At 32.9% G+C, this 16,598-nt stretch carries 14 protein-coding genes and 5 tRNA genes; 4 read left to right on the top strand and 15 right to left on the bottom strand.

The genetic code is table 11. From position 1 onward, the window contains the following. Positions 1 to 39: 39 nt before the first annotated feature. Positions 40 to 125, bottom strand: a tRNA-Tyr gene (locus SAR11G3_RS05850). Positions 126 to 186: 61 nt separating this feature from the next. Here SAR11G3_RS05850 and SAR11G3_RS05855 point away from each other — a divergent pair. Beyond that, on the top strand, positions 187 to 897 hold the full coding sequence (locus SAR11G3_RS05855) for a TrmH family RNA methyltransferase (protein WP_049775434.1): 711 nt from the start codon (positions 187 to 189) through the stop codon (positions 895 to 897). Between the two features lie 56 nt (positions 898 to 953). Here SAR11G3_RS05855 and SAR11G3_RS05860 read toward each other — a convergent pair whose 3' ends face one another. Then, entirely contained in the window at positions 954 to 1,940 is a 987-nt protein-coding gene (locus SAR11G3_RS05860; RefSeq protein ID WP_013695880.1) for a porin, read from the bottom strand. 217 nt (positions 1,941 to 2,157) lie between these two features. Here SAR11G3_RS05860 and SAR11G3_RS05865 point away from each other — a divergent pair, with 217 nt between their 5' ends. Continuing rightward, positions 2,158 to 2,691, top strand: a complete 534-nt coding sequence (locus SAR11G3_RS05865) for a DUF3576 domain-containing protein (protein WP_013695881.1) — start codon at positions 2,158 to 2,160, stop codon at positions 2,689 to 2,691. 11 nt (positions 2,692 to 2,702) lie between these two features. Here the strand turns inward: SAR11G3_RS05865 and SAR11G3_RS05870 are convergent. From SAR11G3_RS05870 to SAR11G3_RS07245, 9 genes are all read right to left on the bottom strand, one after another. Continuing rightward, positions 2,703 to 2,779, bottom strand: a tRNA-Asp gene (locus SAR11G3_RS05870). 6 nt (positions 2,780 to 2,785) lie between these two features. Continuing rightward, a tRNA-Val gene (locus SAR11G3_RS05875) sits at positions 2,786 to 2,861 on the bottom strand. Positions 2,862 to 2,918: 57 nt separating this feature from the next. After that, positions 2,919 to 5,318, bottom strand: a complete 2,400-nt coding sequence (gene lon, locus SAR11G3_RS05880) for an endopeptidase La (protein ID WP_013695882.1) — start codon at positions 5,316 to 5,318, stop codon at positions 2,919 to 2,921. A gap of 66 nt (positions 5,319 to 5,384) precedes the next feature. Next, positions 5,385 to 6,647 carry an ATP-dependent Clp protease ATP-binding subunit ClpX gene (gene clpX, locus SAR11G3_RS05885; RefSeq protein WP_041862394.1) on the bottom strand — a complete coding sequence of 421 codons (1,263 nt, stop codon included), beginning with the start codon at positions 6,645 to 6,647 and terminating at the stop codon, positions 5,385 to 5,387. A 101-nt stretch (positions 6,648 to 6,748) separates the two neighbouring features. Next, on the bottom strand, positions 6,749 to 7,363 hold the full coding sequence (gene clpP, locus SAR11G3_RS05890; RefSeq protein ID WP_013695884.1) for an ATP-dependent Clp endopeptidase proteolytic subunit ClpP: 615 nt from the start codon (positions 7,361 to 7,363) through the stop codon (positions 6,749 to 6,751). Positions 7,364 to 7,388: 25 nt separating this feature from the next. Beyond that, a complete protein-coding gene (tig, locus tag SAR11G3_RS05895) occupies positions 7,389 to 8,840 on the bottom strand; it encodes a trigger factor (RefSeq protein WP_013695885.1) in 1,452 nt (483 codons plus the stop codon). 11 nt (positions 8,841 to 8,851) lie between these two features. After that, positions 8,852 to 8,935: transfer RNA gene (locus tag SAR11G3_RS05900), tRNA-Leu, on the bottom strand. Between the two features lie 193 nt (positions 8,936 to 9,128). Next, positions 9,129 to 9,734 (bottom strand): 3-hydroxybutyrate dehydrogenase, encoded by a 606-nt coding sequence (locus SAR11G3_RS07030; RefSeq protein WP_081456295.1) that lies wholly within the window; start codon positions 9,732 to 9,734, stop codon positions 9,129 to 9,131. Positions 9,735 to 9,736: 2 nt separating this feature from the next. Next, complete coding sequence (locus tag SAR11G3_RS07245; RefSeq protein ID WP_013695887.1) at positions 9,737 to 9,895, bottom strand: SDR family oxidoreductase; 159 nt, start codon at positions 9,893 to 9,895, stop codon at positions 9,737 to 9,739. Positions 9,896 to 10,086: 191 nt separating this feature from the next. Between SAR11G3_RS07245 and glnA the strand changes: the two genes are divergently transcribed. Both glnA and SAR11G3_RS05915 read left to right on the top strand, forming a co-directional pair. Further along, positions 10,087 to 11,493, top strand: coding sequence for a type I glutamate--ammonia ligase (gene glnA / locus SAR11G3_RS05910; RefSeq protein WP_013695888.1), 1,407 nt, complete (start codon positions 10,087 to 10,089; stop codon positions 11,491 to 11,493). A 112-nt stretch (positions 11,494 to 11,605) separates the two neighbouring features. Next, entirely contained in the window at positions 11,606 to 13,555 is a 1,950-nt protein-coding gene (locus tag SAR11G3_RS05915; protein ID WP_013695889.1) for a DNA gyrase/topoisomerase IV subunit B, read from the top strand. On the opposite strand, the gene SAR11G3_RS05920 is transcribed toward SAR11G3_RS05915, so the two are convergent. The 4 genes from SAR11G3_RS05920 to SAR11G3_RS05935 all read right to left on the bottom strand — a co-directional run bounded on the left by SAR11G3_RS05920 (position 13,552) and on the right by SAR11G3_RS05935 (position 16,595). After that, positions 13,552 to 13,890 carry a DMT family transporter gene (locus tag SAR11G3_RS05920; protein ID WP_013695890.1) on the bottom strand — a complete coding sequence of 113 codons (339 nt, stop codon included), beginning with the start codon at positions 13,888 to 13,890 and terminating at the stop codon, positions 13,552 to 13,554. The two genes, SAR11G3_RS05915 and SAR11G3_RS05920, sit on opposite strands and share 4 nt — an antisense overlap. A gap of 45 nt (positions 13,891 to 13,935) precedes the next feature. Beyond that, positions 13,936 to 14,020 (bottom strand) — tRNA-Leu (locus SAR11G3_RS05925). 194 nt (positions 14,021 to 14,214) lie between these two features. Further along, a complete protein-coding gene (locus SAR11G3_RS05930) occupies positions 14,215 to 15,348 on the bottom strand; it encodes a hypothetical protein (protein WP_013695891.1) in 1,134 nt (377 codons plus the stop codon). A 251-nt stretch (positions 15,349 to 15,599) separates the two neighbouring features. Further along, positions 15,600 to 16,595, bottom strand: coding sequence for a glycosyltransferase family 9 protein (locus tag SAR11G3_RS05935; protein WP_013695892.1), 996 nt, complete (start codon positions 16,593 to 16,595; stop codon positions 15,600 to 15,602). Positions 16,596 to 16,598 lie beyond the last annotated feature (3 nt).

Genomic DNA, 16,598 nt, shown 5'->3' on the forward strand with positions numbered 1-16,598 from the left:
TAGAGAGGTCAAAAAAAGCCAGTTAAAAGAAGCTTTTTATGGTGGAGGGAGAAGGATTCGCACCTTCGAAGGCCGGAGCCAGCGGGTTTACAGCCCGCCCCATTTGACTGCTTTGGTATCCCTCCAGAAAACAAAAAGTATAGAAAGATATATATAAAAAATAATGATAATCTATAAAAAAATACAATGATGCAAAAAGATAATTTTTTTTGGGTGGGTGGAAAAAATACTATTCATGAAATCTCAAAGTGGAAAAGGAGAACCATCAAGCAAGTCCTTTCAACTAAAAAAATTAATACTTCAGAAAATCTTCAAGAGACACTAGTAGACCAAAAAAAGATCAATAAAATTTTTAACGATCCTAATTTTGTTCACCAGGGCTTGGCCGCCCTAATAGAGAAAACTAAGTTTTTAAAAGACAAAGATATTAAAAATATTCCTGACCATTCAAACATTGTTCTTTTGGATAACGTTAATGATATTCGAAACATAGGCTCCATCATTAGAAACTGCGCTGCTTTTGAAATTTCTCACCTAATTATAGAAAAAAAAATCAATATAGACTCACATTATTTATTTAAATCTGCATCTGGTGCAACCGAACACATTCAATTCATTAAAGTCTCTAACTTAAACACTGCAATTCAAGAGCTAAAAAGAAATGGTTTTTTTGTATTTAGTGCAGCTCTTGATGCTAAACAAACAATGAAAGAAATAAGTTTTGGAAGTAAAAATTGTATTGTACTAGGATCCGAAGGAGAAGGAGTAAGAAATTTAATATCAAAAAATAGTGATGAGCATTTTAAAATTGAACACTCTTCTAATATAGATAGTTTAAATGTGTCTAATACTTCGGCTATTATATTTAACCACCTCTACCAAAATACTTGTAAATAAAAAAAAGGCCCACCGAAGTGGGCCCTCTTTTTTCAATTTAAATTATAATTAAATAATTAAAATGATTGTTTGTAAGTGATTGAGTATGCATCACCATCTTTACCAACTGTTCCACCGTCGTTTTCGGTTTGTTGGTAAGAAAATGCTACAGTAGCTCCACCTAAATTGTAAGCTGCTTCAAACTGAGTAGTTTCCTCATCAGAAGTTATTGCTGCTGCTTCATACTCAAGTTCTGCATAACTAACACCTAGAGTAAGTGCATCAGATGCTGCAAATGTTACACCGTAAAGAGTATGCGTAAGGTCATTATCTACACCAGATACATCTTCACTGTTTTGAGTAGCACCAACTGCAAATTGACCGAAGTTATAAGCAACACCAACCATAGTTGACTCATCTTCATCAGTGGCTGCTGTTTCTTTTGTTGTTTCAGCTCTTGAAAGTGCAACACTTAGACCGTCAATACCAAAGTTTCCAGAGAAACCGTATTCCATTCCAGAACCACCACCAGAACCTGTAGCTTTATCGCCAGCAGTATTTGAAGCAGTTGTGTCAGGAGCGTATCTCAATTCAACTTTTCCAATTCCATCGATGTTTTGTTGAACACCAAAGTTTTGTACTCCATGAATTGTTCCTGCAGATGGATCAACACTAGCTGAACCAGCGTTATCGGCAGGACTTGAATTGTAAGCACCAGGTACTACGTTGTTATCGTGAATTGAACCACCATCTTTAGAGATAAAAAACTTCGTATCTCCATTAGCGATAGTAATTTCAGTATCAGCAACTGTACCAGCGATTTCCATTACTTCCATGTCAAGTTTTGAAGTCCATCCACCAACTAAATCTTTAGTGTGGTTGAATTCAAACTTAGTTTCTTGACCGATTGCATTTCCGTCGTAGCTTGTTGGAGTTCCAGAAACTGCAGGCGCTTCTTTAGAGCCGTAAGTAGTTTCAATTGAACCCTTTATTTTTAGTTCTGCATTTGCAGAAACAGCTAACATAGACACAAGTGCCGTAGTTAGGATCATTGTTTTTTTCATAGTATTTCCTTTCATTATGAAATGTTAGTTTTAGTTAACTAAACTAAGTCAGTTTATATATGTCTTTAAAAATAAATTTAGAGGAAACTGTTATTTTTGCTAAAAAAAACAAAATTGTTGTATTTGTGCAACACAGTTTTTTTTGCTATAAAAGCTTTGTAAAATAACAAAAAATAGTCATAAAAATAGCTTAAAAAAATTAATATAATAATAATTTATGAAAAAAATTATCAGCATATCCTTAATCATATTTTTTACCATTTTTGCAACAGCTTGCACAAAAAACAAAGAATCAGCAGACGGTACAGTAATAAAGAAGAAAAAAAGAAGTCATAACATGAAAAAAAGAGCAGAGGAATATGAGGGCGGAATCCTGACTGGTAAGAATGGAATATTAAGCGGGGGGAAAAGAACTGCTGCACAATTTGCTGCTGATAACATGTTATGGCGAGCTTCGCTGGAGACTTTAAATTTTATACCTCTTAGTTCAGCAAACTATTCTGGAGGAGTAATAATAACGGACTGGTATTCTCGAGAGAATTCTAAAGATTCTATAAAAATTCAAGTGGTTTTTAAATCAGATGAATTGAGTACAAATTCTATAGAAATTGTTTCCCATAAAAAAATATGTAACACCAATGGCTGCCGAACTACTGCCATGCGGCAAAGTTTTAATTCTGAAATTAAAAATAAGATTCTTGAAAGAGCAAGAATTCTTAATGTTGCAAAAGTTAATAAAGAGAAAAAATAATTATTATTGTTTGGCGGGAGTGACGAGACTCGAACTCGCGACCTCTAGCGTGACAGGCCAGCGCTCTAACCAACTGAGCTACACCCCCGAATGTTGGTGGGCGATGAGAGACTCGAACTCCCGACCCTCTCGGTGTAAACGAGATGCTCTACCAACTGAGCTAATCGCCCTTTTTAAATTCAGAAAATTCTTATAGCAGGAAATCTAATAGTCACAAAGCATTATAATTAATGCTTACTCTCCTGTGAAGTTCCCTTGTTATTATTTGAAGGAATTTGCTCAATTTCTACCCACTCGACTGGCTTGAGACTTTTAGTTAGCGCAATTTTCAAAACTTCCTCGACATGTTTAACTGGGATTATTTTCAAACCTTGTTTTACATTGTCAGGAATCTCTTTTAAATCTTTTTCATTTTCTGCAGGGATAATAGCTGTTTTAATTCCGCCACGAAGCGCTGCTAATAATTTTTCTTTTAAGCCACCGATGGGCAATACTCTTCCGCTCAATGTAACCTCACCCGTCATAGCAACGTCTTTTTTAACTGGTGTATTGGTCAGCGCAGAAACAATAGCTGTCACCATTCCAATTCCAGCAGAAGGACCATCTTTAGGAGTAGCACCTTCAGGAACGTGAATGTGAATATCTTTTTTTTCAAACACTGGAGGTATAATTCCAAATTCTAAACATCTCGATCTCACAAAAGATTTCGCAGCATGCATAGATTCTTTCATTACATCTCCCAGTTTTCCTGTCAGCTCTAATTTTCCTTTTCCAGGCATCACTAATGTTTCTATAGATAAAATTTCTCCACCGACTTCTGTCCAAGCAAGTCCAGTAACAGTACCTACCTTGTCATCTAGTTCAATCTCGCCATATTTAAACTTTTTTACACCAAGATAATTTTCTACCTGATCCTCTTTCAGATCAATTGTGGTAGATTTGCTAGTGACAATTTCTTTAACTGCCTTTCTAGTCAATTTAGATATTTCTCTTTCCAAACCTCTGACACCAGACTCTCTCGTGTAATGTCGAATGATGCTTTTGATAGATTCATCGTCAATTTTCCACTCCCCTTCTTTCAAGCCACTATCTTTAATTTGCTTAGGGATTAAATATTTTTTAGCAATTTCTGATTTTTCATCTTCCGTGTAACCAGATATTCTAATAATTTCCATTCTATCTAATAATGGCCCAGGTATATTAAGGGTATTTGCAGTAGTAACAAACATAACGTTAGATAGATCGTAATCCACTTCTAAATAATGATCGTTAAAAGTATTGTTTTGCTCAGGATCTAAAGCTTCTAATAAAGCGGATGAAGGATCTCCTCTATAATCATTTCCTACCTTGTCAATTTCATCTAATAAAAAAAGAGGATTTTTGGTTCCTGTTTTTTTCATCATCTGAATAATTTTTCCTGGAAGACTTCCTATATAAGTTCTTCTGTGACCTCTAATTTCTGCTTCATCACGAACGCCACCTAATGACATTCTGACAAATTCTCTACCAGTCGCTTTTGCAATAGATTTTCCTAAAGATGTTTTTCCTACTCCTGGAGGTCCTACCAAGCAAAGAATAGGCCCTTTAATTTTTTGTATTCTAGACTGAACTGCAAGAAATTCTAAAATTCTATCTTTTACTTTTTTAAGACCATAATGATCTTTGTCTAGAACTTTTTGAGCCACATTAATATCTGTGTTCACTTTAGAAGACTTGTACCATGGTAAAGCAACCATCCACTCTAAATAATTTCTTACTACTGTAGATTCTGCAGACATGGGACTCATCATTCGTAATTTTTTCAATTCTGCAAAACATTTTTCTTCTGCCTCTTTAGGCATTTTTGCTTTTTTAATAGAATCTTCTAGAACTTTGGTTTCATCTTTTCCTTCTTCAATTTCACCAAGCTCTTTTTGGATCGCCTTCAATTGCTCGTTAAGATAGTACTCCCTCTGAGTCTTCTCCATTTGATTTTTAACCCTACCTCTAATTCTTTTTTCTACAGATAAGACATCAATTTCATTATCTAAATAACCTAGAATTAATTCTAATTTTTTCTGAATGTCGACACTTTCTAAAATCTTTTGTTTTTCAAAAAGATCGATACTTAAATTTGAGGCAATCTTATTGGATATAACTACTGGGTCTGTTTCATTTTTAAAATTGATGTTATTTTCATCATTAAATTTTTTTGAAATTTTCGAAAGCTTTTCGTATTTTCCAATAATAGCTTTAGACAAGGAAATTGCCTCAGGCTTTTTAGGATCGAGTTTAACTTCCTCACAATCTGCTAATAAGAAATCTTCATTCTTTTTAAATTCTTTGATTTTAACTATAGACTTTCCTTCAACTAGAATTTTTACAGTGCCGTCGGGTAATTTAAGCAATTGGAGTATTTCTCCTAAAGTTCCGTAAGCATAAATATCTTTATCCTTAGGATCGTCTGTTTCCGCATCTTTTTGGGCTACTAAAATAATTTTTTTATACTTAGAGGCCACAGCTTCTAAAGCCTTAATGGATTTTTCTCTTCCAACAAATAGAGGGATAGCTGCATTCGGAAATACCACAATATCCCTAAGTGGTAGGATTGGGTATTCATTCAAATTTATTTTTGTAGTGTCTGACATAATTACTTTATTAAATAGGTATTAATTTAATGAATACAAGTATGATTTGTGAGGGCTGTTAATAAACTAATTAGCTATTTTTTCTTCTTTGACAGATTTTTTAGAATAAATAAGAAGTGGCTTAGATTTTCCTAGGATTACTTCCTTATTAACCACTACTTCTTCTACGTTCTCTATAGAAGGAAGGTCAAACATGGTTTCCAACAACACTTCTTCAATAATAGATCTTAATCCTCTAGCTCCCGTTTTCCTCAGAATAGCTTTTCCAGCAATAGCCTTGAGTGCATCTTTTGAAAAATTTAATTTAACACCTTCAATTTCAAAAAGTTTAGCATATTGCTTAGTTAACGAATTTTTAGGCTCTTCCAAAATCTTAACCAAAGAATCTTCATCTAAATCTTCCAATGTGGAAATGATAGGAAGTCTTCCAATAAACTCTGGGATCAAACCAAATTTTAACAAATCTTCAGGTTCAATGCTTTTTAACAATTCACCGACTTTTTTTTCTGCCTTAGTGTTTAGTTTAGAACCAAATCCAATGGAAGATCCTTTGTCTCTTGATGAGATAATTTTATCAATGCCTGCAAAAGCACCGCCACAAATAAAAAGTATGTTAGTAGTGTCTACTTGTAGAAATTCTTGTTGAGGATGCTTTCTTCCACCTTGGGGAGGAACACTGGCAACTGTACCTTCCATAATTTTTAATAAAGCTTGCTGAACTCCTTCACCAGATACATCTCTAGTAATAGATGGATTTTCTGTTTTTCTACTAATCTTATCCACTTCATCAATATAAACTATTCCTCTTTGTGCTTTTTCAACATTGTAGTCTGCAGCTTGAAGAAGTTTTAAAATAATATTTTCCACGTCCTCACCAACATAACCAGCTTCAGTTAAAGTGGTAGCATCAGCCATAGTGAATGGAACATCTAAAATTCTTGCTAAAGTTTGGGCTAATAAGGTTTTTCCACAACCAGTTGGTCCCATTAGTAAAATATTTGACTTCGCAAGTTCTACATCACCTTTATTATTTTTTCCTTCATAGTTTAGTCTTTTGTAATGATTGTGAACTGCTACTGATAAAATTTGTTTTGCTGTTTTTTGACCGATGACATATTCATCCAGTGTGGAAAAAATTTCTTTCGGAGAAGGAACTCCCTCTTCATTTTTAGAAAAATTACTTTTACTTTCCTCTTTGATAATATCCATACAAAGCTCAACACACTCATCGCAGATAAAAACCGTCGGCCCTGCAATTAGTTTTCTGACTTCGTGTTGACTCTTTCCACAAAAAGAGCAGTACAATGTATTTTTAGTTTCTTTTGTCATAATCGAATCAATGAACAGATAATAATATGCTGGCCATACCAATATCAAGCATTAGTTGTATCTGTGGATGTAATTGTTAAGAATATTAAGGTTTTGAATGATTAAGAAGGTCTTTTTTCAACAACTTTATCTATTAAACCAAATGCCTTTGCTTCTTCAGCGCTCATAAACTTATCGCGTTCTAAAGCTTCTTTAATTTTTTCTACACTCTGACCGGTGTGTTTGGAATAAATTTCATTTAACTTTTTTTTAGTTTGCATAATTTCATTAGCATGGATTTCAATGTCTGTTGCTTGACCTTGAAAACCTGCAGAAGGTTGGTGTACCATAACTCTAGAATTGGGTAATGACATACGCTGACCTTTTTCACCAGCAGCTAAAAGAAAAGACCCCATAGAGCAAGCTTGTCCAATACAAAGGGTTGCAACAGCAGGCTTGATGTATTGCATTGTATCATAAATAGCTAAGCCATCAGTGACGATACCTCCGGGGCTATTAATGTACATAAAAATTTCTTTTGAATTATTTTCAGATTCTAAAAAAAGAAGTTGTGCAGAAATTAAACTAGAAACCTGGGAGTTGATGGGACCAACTAAAAAAATAATTCTTTCCTTTAAAAGTCTAGAATAAATATCGTAGGCTCTTTCACCCCTGGGAGTTTGTTCAACAACCATAGGTACTAAGGTGTTCATGTAAATATCAATTGGATCTTTCATACGAATCGGAATTTACTCTGTTTGACTATTTTTTACTAGTTTTTTTAGGAGTGGCTTTTTTTACATTTTTACTGGGTGCTACTTTTTCCTTAGTTTTACTAGCGGAAGTCTTTTTTTTCTCACTATCTTCACCAATATTATTAAATAGCTTCAATAGCTCTTCTTTGGACATAACCTTTGTCACTATTTTACCTTTGCTTTTAATGAGCTCAACAACCTTGTCTTCAAAGACAGGTCCTTTTAGCTTGGTTAATTCAGCAGGATTTTTTTGGTAAAAGTCTCTAATGTTTTTTTCTTGTCCTGGATAATTTCTTAGTTGCTTTTCTAATTCCATTTTTAATTCTTCTGGAGTAACTTTGATATTATTTTCCTCACCGGTTTTATTTAACAATAAAGCAAGTTTGACTCTTCTTTTTGCAATCTTTAGAGCAGTTTGTTTATCGCTATCGGATAATTTAATTTTATCATGATCGTGCTCATGCTTAAATTTTTCTCCTTTAGCTTTTAATTCATTCATTTTTTCATGAACTAAAGAATGTTCCACATTTTGCACTTCATCGTCCAGTAATCCCTTGGGTAAATCAAAAGTAAATTTCTTATCCAAGTCGTCTAAAATTTCTTTTTTCAAAAGCTGATCTGTTACACTCTCGTATTCCTTGGAAATTTGATTACCAATCATGCTTTCTAAATCCTTGAGATCTTTGGCGCCGAAATTTTTAGCAAAAGCATCATCAATTTTCTGATCTTCTGGTTTTTTTACTTCTACAATTTTACATTTAAACTCCGCTGGTTTGCCTGCCAATTCTTTATTGGGATAGTTTTCTGGCAACTTAACTTTTGCAACTTTTTCATCTCCTTGCTTTGAACCAATCATCTGTTTATCAAAACCTGGAATAAAAAGATCTTTGCCCAAAACAATCTGAAGTTTTTCACCTTTATTGCCCTCAAATGGCTTTCCCTCAACTGTAGCTTCAAAGTTAAAGACTACCATATCGTCATTTGCTGCCTTGTCTTTTTTATCAACGTATTTCTTATTGCTTTCTGCAATACCTTTTAATCTTTGCTCAATTTCTTTCTTATCTGATTTTACCTCATATTTATTTAACGTAATTTTTTCAAAATCTATTTTCTTTATTTCTGGTACCTGTTCTACGGTAACAGTGAATTCTAAGTTTTTATCCTCGCCCGATGTTTGGACATCAATTTTAGGCTGACTGGCTGGTGTAATGTTTTGTTCTTTGAGTGCTTGAAATGTAGATTCTTGAAGTAACTTTTCTGCCACTTCTCCATAAACTGAAGAGCCAAATTGTTTTTTTAATAACTCCATGGGAGCTTTACCTGGTCGAAACCCTTTTAAATTAATTGTGTTTTTTAATTCAGATAGTCTCACTTCTATTTTGGCATCTATTTCTTTTTTCTCAACTACGATCTTTAAAGTTGATTGAAGTTTTTTGGACGATGTTACAGTAACTTTCATAATTCCTCATTTGGTGCGGAAGAAAGGACTTGAACCTTCACGAGTTGCCTCACTGGTTTCTAAGACCAGCGCGTCTACCATTCCGCCACTTCCGCGATTAATTTCTGGCTATTTATAGTGCTTTTTAAATATTAATCAATTGAAGATAAATTTGAATTTAATACCTTTTTTTAAAATCAGGAAAAAACAAATGCAACCAATAATACTGAAATAACGAATAAAATTACAAATTTTATTGGGTGTCTAACAATTAGTCTAATAAACTTTTTCATTTTATATGCTTTTTCTTCATTGTGCTGTCCATGCCCCGTCTAGCGAAATATTTGATCCAGTAACTTGATCAGCTTCCTGAGAACATAAAAAAAATATCATTGATGCTATATCCTCTTTTCTAACGAATTTTAATGAAGGTTGCTTATCTCTTAACATTTCTACCCTAGCATCAAGAAATGGAATATTTTTGTTTTTTGCAACTGCTTTAATTTGATCTTGGATTAGTTCCGTAAGGACAAAGCCTGGACATAAAGAGTTACATGTAATTGGATCTTTTGCAGTTTCTAGAGCTGTTACTTTTGTTAATCCAACCAACCCATGCTTAGAAGCTGTGTAAGCAGATTTATTTACCGAGCCAATTAAGCCGTGGGTAGAAGCTATGTTAACAATTCTGCCCCATTTATTTTTTCTCATAACGGGCAATAGCTCCTTTGTGAATAGAAAAGGAGTTGTAAGATTAATATCTATCATCTTTCTCCAAACCTTTTCTGGATACTTTTCAATAGGCATCACAAATTGAATTCCCGCACAATTAATCAGCACATCAATTTTTTTAAATTTTTTAAGAGAACTAGCTATTACTTTTTTAACGTTTTTAGAGCTTGTGAGCTCTGTATTGATAGTTAAAGATCTTTTTGAACTAAATTTTTTTTAAATATTTTTGTATTATTGGCCTTAGCTATTCCAGCGGCAATAACGTTGAATCCCTTTTTGTAAAAAAGCTCAATGATAGAAAGCCCTATAACTCCTGTGCCGCCAGTAACCAGTATCGTTTTTTTCATTATGATTTGTTTATATGCTTTTATGCAGATATTTGCATTTCTTAAGTATATTCAATCAAAAGTTGCTTGCTGGCATGAACCTTAATTATCAACATTATGCATATCAGGCATGGTATAAAAGCATTCAAAAATATTCTTAAATAGTATTAATTGTTCATTTGTAACTTAAGAAATAACAGGAGCTAATAAAAATGACTGCAGAGAATATTTTAAAAACAATTAAAGATAAAGAGATTGAATTTGTAGACTTGAGGTTTACGGACCCTAGAGGGAAACTTCAACACTTAACTCAAGATGTCAGCACCGTTGATGCTGAATTTTTAAACGATGGAACTTTTTTTGATGGCTCATCTATTGCTGGATGGAAAGCTATTAACGATTCTGACATGATTTTAAAACCAGATTTAACAAGATCTTTTGTTGATCCGTTTACTTCTCATAATACCTTAGTTATTTTTTGCGATATTATGGATCCTATTAAAAAAGATTACTATGAAAGAGATCCAAGATCGATTGCAAAAAAAGCAGAAGCTTATTTAAAAACGACAGGTATTGGTGATACTATTTATTTTGGACCTGAACCTGAATATTTTGTCTTTGATGATGTAAAGATTTCTAACTCCATGAATAAAGTTTCTTTTGAAATTGACAGTTCTGAAGGTCCCTACAATTCAGATAAAAAATATGAAAATGGTAACATGGGTCACAGACCTGGGGTAAAAGGTGGATATTTTCCAGTGCCGCCAGTTGATAGCTGCCAAGACTTAAGAGCTGAAACTTTAAAAGCAATGAAAGACATGGGTGTGAAAGTAGAAAAGCATCATCATGAAGTTGCGCCTTCTCAGCATGAACTAGGAACTATGTTTGATACAATGGTTACTAATGCAGACAATATGCAAATTTATAAATACGCAGCTCATATGGTTGCGCATTCTTTTGGAAAGACTGCAACGTTTATGCCAAAACCAATTAAGGGAGATAATGGTTCGGGCATGCACTGTCACCAATCTATTTGGAAAGATGGTAAGCCAACATTTGCTGGTGATAAGTATGCAGGTCTATCGCAAGAGTGTCTTTATTATATTGGTGGAATCATTAAGCATGCTAAAGCTCTTAATGCATTTACCAACGCCACCACGAACAGTTACAAGAGATTAATTCCTGGGTTTGAAGCTCCGGTTATTCTTGCATACTCTGCAAGAAATAGATCTGCAGGTTGTAGAATACCATTTAGCTCTAGTCCTAAAGGAAAAAGAGTTGAGGTAAGATTCCCAGATGCTGCTGGAAATCCCTATTTAACTTTTGCCTCTATGTTAATGGCAGGACTTGATGGAATTAAAAATAAGATTGATCCAGGAAAACCTTTTGATAAAGATTTATATTCTTTAAGTGCTGAAGAGCTTGAAGGTGTACCGCAAGTTTGTGGTTCCTTACGAGAAGCCCTAGAAAGTCTTGACAACGATAGATCCTTTTTAACTGCGGGCAAGGTGTTTACTGATGATCAAATATCAGCCTACATTGATCTTAAAATGGAAGAGGTTTACAATTTAGAACATGCTCCTCATCCAGTAGAATACCAAATGTACTACAGCTCTTAAGCTACGTTTTTAAACAATTAAAACCCCGCATGAAAGTGTGGGGTTTTTTTTTATTCAGAATCGAATAAAAATTAATCTGTATATTTTTATAAATTAATCTAATGATCTTAACGTGGTAACAAAAAAAAATAACTATTCAGCAAAAGATATTGAGGTTTTGGAGGGTCTTGCTCCGGTAAGAAAAAGGCCAGGAATGTATATTGGTGGTACCGATGAAACAGCTTATCACCACCTAGCAAATGAAATTATAGACAACTGCATGGATGAGGTGGTTGCAGGGGAGGCTTCCGAAATAACAGTTATATTAAATAAAAATGGCTCGTTAACTGTCATGGATAATGGGCGTGGAATTCCAATTGATAAGCATCCTAAAAAAAATAAAAGCGCTTTAGAGGTAGTAATGACTACCCTTCACTCTGGGGGGAAATTTAAAGAAGATGGAGTATACACCACATCAGCTGGACTGCATGGAGTGGGCTTATCGGTAGTCAACGCGCTATCCTCTAAAATGAAAGTGGAAGTTTTTAAAAAGAAAAAAATACACTTTCAGGAATACTCTAGAGGTAAGCCTTTAAATAAGCTTGCCCAAAAAGGAACCTACCCTTCTCCGCACGGTACTAGAGTTACTTTTTTACCTGACGATCAAATATTTGGAAAAGATTTAATATTTCTTCCAATAAAAATTTATGAAACCTGTAGGAATAAAGCTTTTTTATTTAAAGGTGTAAAAATTCACTGGGAGTGTGACAAGAGCCTATTAAGTAGAAAAGAAAATATTCCAAACAAAGATACCCTATTTTATCCGGAAGGATTGGAACAATATTTAAAATCTGAATTATCAAATGCAAAAAAGGTCCACGATAAATTTTGCTCCCTTAAAGGTGATTTTCAAGACAAAAAAGGGAAAGTAGAACTGGTTATTCAATGGCATGATAATAAAAATAATTTTACCAAGTCTTTTGCAAATACAGTTCCGACTTCTAATGGTGGAACTCACGAAAGTGGCTTTAGAGGCGGTGTTGCAAAAGCAATCCGAAAATATGCTAAATTAAAAAACAACAAAACAGTAATTAAAGCCTCTCAAGAAGATATTTTTAGTAACGCTAGTTATATAGTTTCTGTTTTTATAGGTAACCCGGAATTTGAAGGGCAGACTAAAAATAAACTATCTTCTTCTTTTGTGCTAAAATACTGTGATCAATCAGTCTCCATTCTATTCGAAGATTGGCTTAACAGAAATTCAAAAGCTGCAAAATCTATTTTAACTTTTATTGAAGAGAAAATTAGAGAGAGAAATCTTTACGAATTAAATAACAATGTTGAAAGGCAAACCTCTTTTAGAAAAATTCGTCTCCCAGGAAAGTTAGCAGACTGTGCTAGCGACAAAACAGAAGGAACAGAGCTTTTTATTGTAGAAGGTGATTCTGCAGGTGGTTCGGCTAAACAAGCAAGGGACCGCTATACTCAAGCTATATTACCTCTAAGAGGAAAAATTCTAAATGTAAAAAATTCTAATACCGCAAAAATTCTTGCAAATAATGAAATTGGCAATTTGCTCCAGGCATTAGGATGCCAAAGAGGAAATAAATACGTTCGAAAAGATTTACGTTATGAAAAAATTATCATCATGACGGATGCCGATGTGGATGGAGATCACATTTCCACACTTCTGTTAACTTTCTTTTTTATTGAAATGCCTGAATTAATTAAGGATGGCAGATTATTTATGGCTGTTCCTCCATTATATAAAATTAGCTCTGGAGCCCAAACTTTTTACGTAAGGGACGATAAAGCAAAAGATAAGATTGTTAAAAGTTTTAAAAAGAATGCTAAAATTGAAATTGGTAGATTTAAAGGCTTAGGAGAAATGATGCCTGCTCAATTAAAAGAAACTACGATGAATAAAGAGACTAGAAATTTAATTAAAGTATCTGTGCCAACAAATAAGATTAAATATAAAGTAACTAGTAAATTGATAAATGATCTTATGGGAAAAGATGCAGATTTAAGACTTAAATTTATATCTGAAAATGCCGGTAAAATTTTAAATTTAGATATTTAAGAACTTATTCTTCCAAAATAATTTACTAAAATTACGCCAATAATAATAAATAATAATCCTACAATTCCATAAACATTTGGAACTTGATTGTATCTAAACATTCCAAACAAAGTTACAGCTGCAATTGTAAGCCCTCCATAAGTAGCGTAGGTAAATCCGGCCGGAATAACAGTCATCGCTTTAGAAAGACAATAAATTGCTAGAATAATAAACACGGAACAAAACATAGAAAGCAAAGGCTTCGTGAAACCTTCCGTTAATTTAAGCAGACTGTTGGCCGTACTGCCTAACACAACACCTGAAAATAGAAAAAAATAGGCAACTGCAAGCTTCATAAAAACAGATTACCTTTAATAAAGATTTAAATAAATAGATAATTATGGTGCCCTCGGCCGGACTCGAACCGGCACTCACCGAAGTGCAAGGATTTTAAGTCCTTTGTGTCTACCATTCCACCACGAGGGCACATATAGAAACGATTAAATACATCGCATTCCAATTAGCTTTGTTGAGATATCAAATTAGTTTTCGAACATCAACAACTTTTGGGGGACAGAATAGAAATGGAATCTGAATCTTTGCTATATCAAGTTAACTTACGTTATCACCTACTCTTACTTTATTAAGGCTTAGTCAATTCCTCTGAAGAGCTTTATTTTTTAAGAACGTTTGCTAGCCTGTTCATTTTCATTATCATTATGCGGCTCGCTTAACTCAATATTTTCCTCTTCCCATTTTCTTATTCTTTCTTTTTCTTTCTCATCTTCCTTTTTTTCGATAGCAATAAGCTCTTCTTGTTTTTTATCTTGTTCTGCGTCGAATTTTTTTTCCCATTCACGTAAATTCATTTCCTCAATCTCTACTCTTCTATGCCACTCCTTGTTCAATTCCTCTTCATCTTTTATTGCCTGGTCCTCGATCATTTTTAACTCAAGAGCTTTTTGTTTCTCTTGCTCTTTTATATTCTTTTTATTTAAAGACTCTTTTCTATCAATTTCCTCTTCAGCAAGCTGTTGCAATTTCTTTTTTCTTTCCGCCTCAACTATTAATTTCTCTTCTTCTAATTTTTTTAATCTTTCTACCTCTTTTTCTTTTAGCTCTTGTAGTATCTTTGCTTGCTTTTCCGACTGTTCATTTAATTTTTGTTCTTGATATTTTAATTTACGAGCCTCGTTTTGTAATAAAAGCTCTTTTTCTCTAAGCATAATCTGCTGATCTTTATTTCTCTTGGCATTTTCTTCCCTTATTCTACGAGCTTCTTCTCTCGAAAATTCGTCTCGCTCATTTTTTAATCTTAGCTCTTCTTCTAATGCAAATTGACTCTCGTCTCTTAGGCGCTGGGCCTCCTCATCTTTTAATCTTAACTCTTCATCTTTTTTTATTTTTTCTTTTTCTTCTCTCTTTTTTTTAGCTTCAATTAATTTTAATTGCTTTTGTTCTTTTACTTTCTGTTCCTCGATTTTTTGTTGCTGTTTTTCAATATTTAGTTTAATTCTTTGATTTTCCAACCTTATATCTTCTTGGTCAATTAATTTTTGTTGGTGTGCCCTCTCTTCTTTTAATATTTCTAACTGTATTCTTTCTGCTCTTTTTATTTTTGCATTTTCTATTTCTTCTAATTTTTTATTTTTTTGCTTTTCTATAAAATTTTCGTAATTATTCACCAGGGTCTGCTTTGTAATTTTTGCTATTTTAGAAATAGTTATTTTTTTTAAAAAACCCATTGGGTTTTGAGAAATAACTTTACTAGAAATTTTTGAGGTTATTTTCTTTTTTTTTATATTCTTGCCCATAAAGAATATATTTGATCTTATTTAGTTTGTTTAATCAATGCAAAAAATGCATATTTTATAAGCATTTTTTTAAATATGTGATATATTTTTTATTAATTTTTAATAAAAATGAACCTCAAATATTTTGGAGCAGGGTTACGACAGAATCTCCTTAGCTGTTAACTTAAATTGATGATCCAAGGGATATTAGGGCTGAGACTACCGAGGCTATTAATCACACATGCAAAAATTATAAAGCACACAAGGAAAGACTATAAAAGATTTAAAATTTTTTTTGACAGTTTGGCAAAGTTTTCTCTTGGTAGTGATGTTGTTTTTTTAAAATGCCCAGAGCAACTTTTGTGGATTAAAAGTCCTTCGTTGCCGTCTATAATATCAATAGTTTTTTTTGAGTTGCACGCAGCTAGGTGAGATGGTGCTCCGTGGCAAGTTAATATTAAACTAGAGCATGAGATTAAATGATTTAAATCATGAATATCTATTTTTCTAAAAAGATAGATTTTAATATCATCATCAATAATTTTTTCATAAACAAATTCATTTATTTTATGCGATTCTGAGATCAGTCTGTCAAATAAAGTATTTCTAATTAATCCATCAGAAATCCAAAGGGTATATTTTTTCTTATTAACAACCTCTTCTATAAAATAAATTAACTCTTCGTAGCTAGGCTCAATATTTTCAAAAGTTTTAATATAATTATCCCAAATCCACTTTTCATCAAAATTAAAAAATAAGATTGGATTTTTGCTTACTGGCATTTTGTAATTTAACTTATTTGCTATTCTATCTTTTAACAAATAATCCTCCTCTATAAGAGTTAACTTTAATAACTTCAAAGCTTCTTTCTGATAAGAAATAATTGATTGATTGTAATCTATGTAAAAAAAATAATTAAAAAAAATAGAAAAAAATTTTTTAATAAAAAGACTTGGTGAAAAAAGAATTTTCAATTTTGAGTGTATGAAAATTGAAAAATAGATAGATCTTTTTTTTCCATCCAAAGTCATAATTAAATCTTTTTTAGAAAATAGTTTAATAAATAAAATTATTTTCTGGATAAAGCTTTTGGGATAAAGATAAGCTTTATTAAATAATTGAAGATCTCGAGTGTAACTATAATTTTTTTCAGAGCAGACAATGCTAATTATTGAAGAGGGATAATTTCTTTTTAAGCAATTTATTAAAGGAAGATATAACAACAAATCTCCTATTCGATCTGTCCTAAAGATTAAAATTTCCTTCATTAA

The organism is Candidatus Pelagibacter sp. IMCC9063 (assembly GCF_000195085.1).
Lineage (GTDB): Bacteria > Pseudomonadota > Alphaproteobacteria > Pelagibacterales > Pelagibacteraceae > IMCC9063.

Excerpts from the sequence above, each read along its gene's own strand:
- SAR11G3_RS05855 (WP_049775434.1), top strand. The coding sequence starts at position 187 with ATGATGCAAAAAGATAATTTTTTTTGGGTGGGTGGAAAAAATACTATT.
- SAR11G3_RS05860 (WP_013695880.1), bottom strand. The coding sequence starts at position 1,940 with ATGAAAAAAACAATGATCCTAACTACGGCACTTGTGTCTATGTTAGCT.
- SAR11G3_RS05865 (WP_013695881.1), top strand. The coding sequence starts at position 2,158 with ATGAAAAAAATTATCAGCATATCCTTAATCATATTTTTTACCATTTTT.
- lon (WP_013695882.1), bottom strand. The coding sequence starts at position 5,318 with ATGTCAGACACTACAAAAATAAATTTGAATGAATACCCAATCCTACCA.
- clpX (WP_041862394.1), bottom strand. The coding sequence starts at position 6,647 with ATGACAAAAGAAACTAAAAATACATTGTACTGCTCTTTTTGTGGAAAG.
- clpP (WP_013695884.1), bottom strand. The coding sequence starts at position 7,363 with ATGAAAGATCCAATTGATATTTACATGAACACCTTAGTACCTATGGTT.
- tig (WP_013695885.1), bottom strand. The coding sequence starts at position 8,840 with ATGAAAGTTACTGTAACATCGTCCAAAAAACTTCAATCAACTTTAAAG.
- SAR11G3_RS07245 (WP_013695887.1), bottom strand. The coding sequence starts at position 9,895 with ATGAAAAAAACGATACTGGTTACTGGCGGCACAGGAGTTATAGGGCTT.
- glnA (WP_013695888.1), top strand. The coding sequence starts at position 10,087 with ATGACTGCAGAGAATATTTTAAAAACAATTAAAGATAAAGAGATTGAA.
- SAR11G3_RS05920 (WP_013695890.1), bottom strand. The coding sequence starts at position 13,890 with ATGAAGCTTGCAGTTGCCTATTTTTTTCTATTTTCAGGTGTTGTGTTA.
- SAR11G3_RS05930 (WP_013695891.1), bottom strand. The coding sequence starts at position 15,348 with ATGGGCAAGAATATAAAAAAAAAGAAAATAACCTCAAAAATTTCTAGT.
- SAR11G3_RS05935 (WP_013695892.1), bottom strand. The coding sequence starts at position 16,595 with ATGAAGGAAATTTTAATCTTTAGGACAGATCGAATAGGAGATTTGTTG.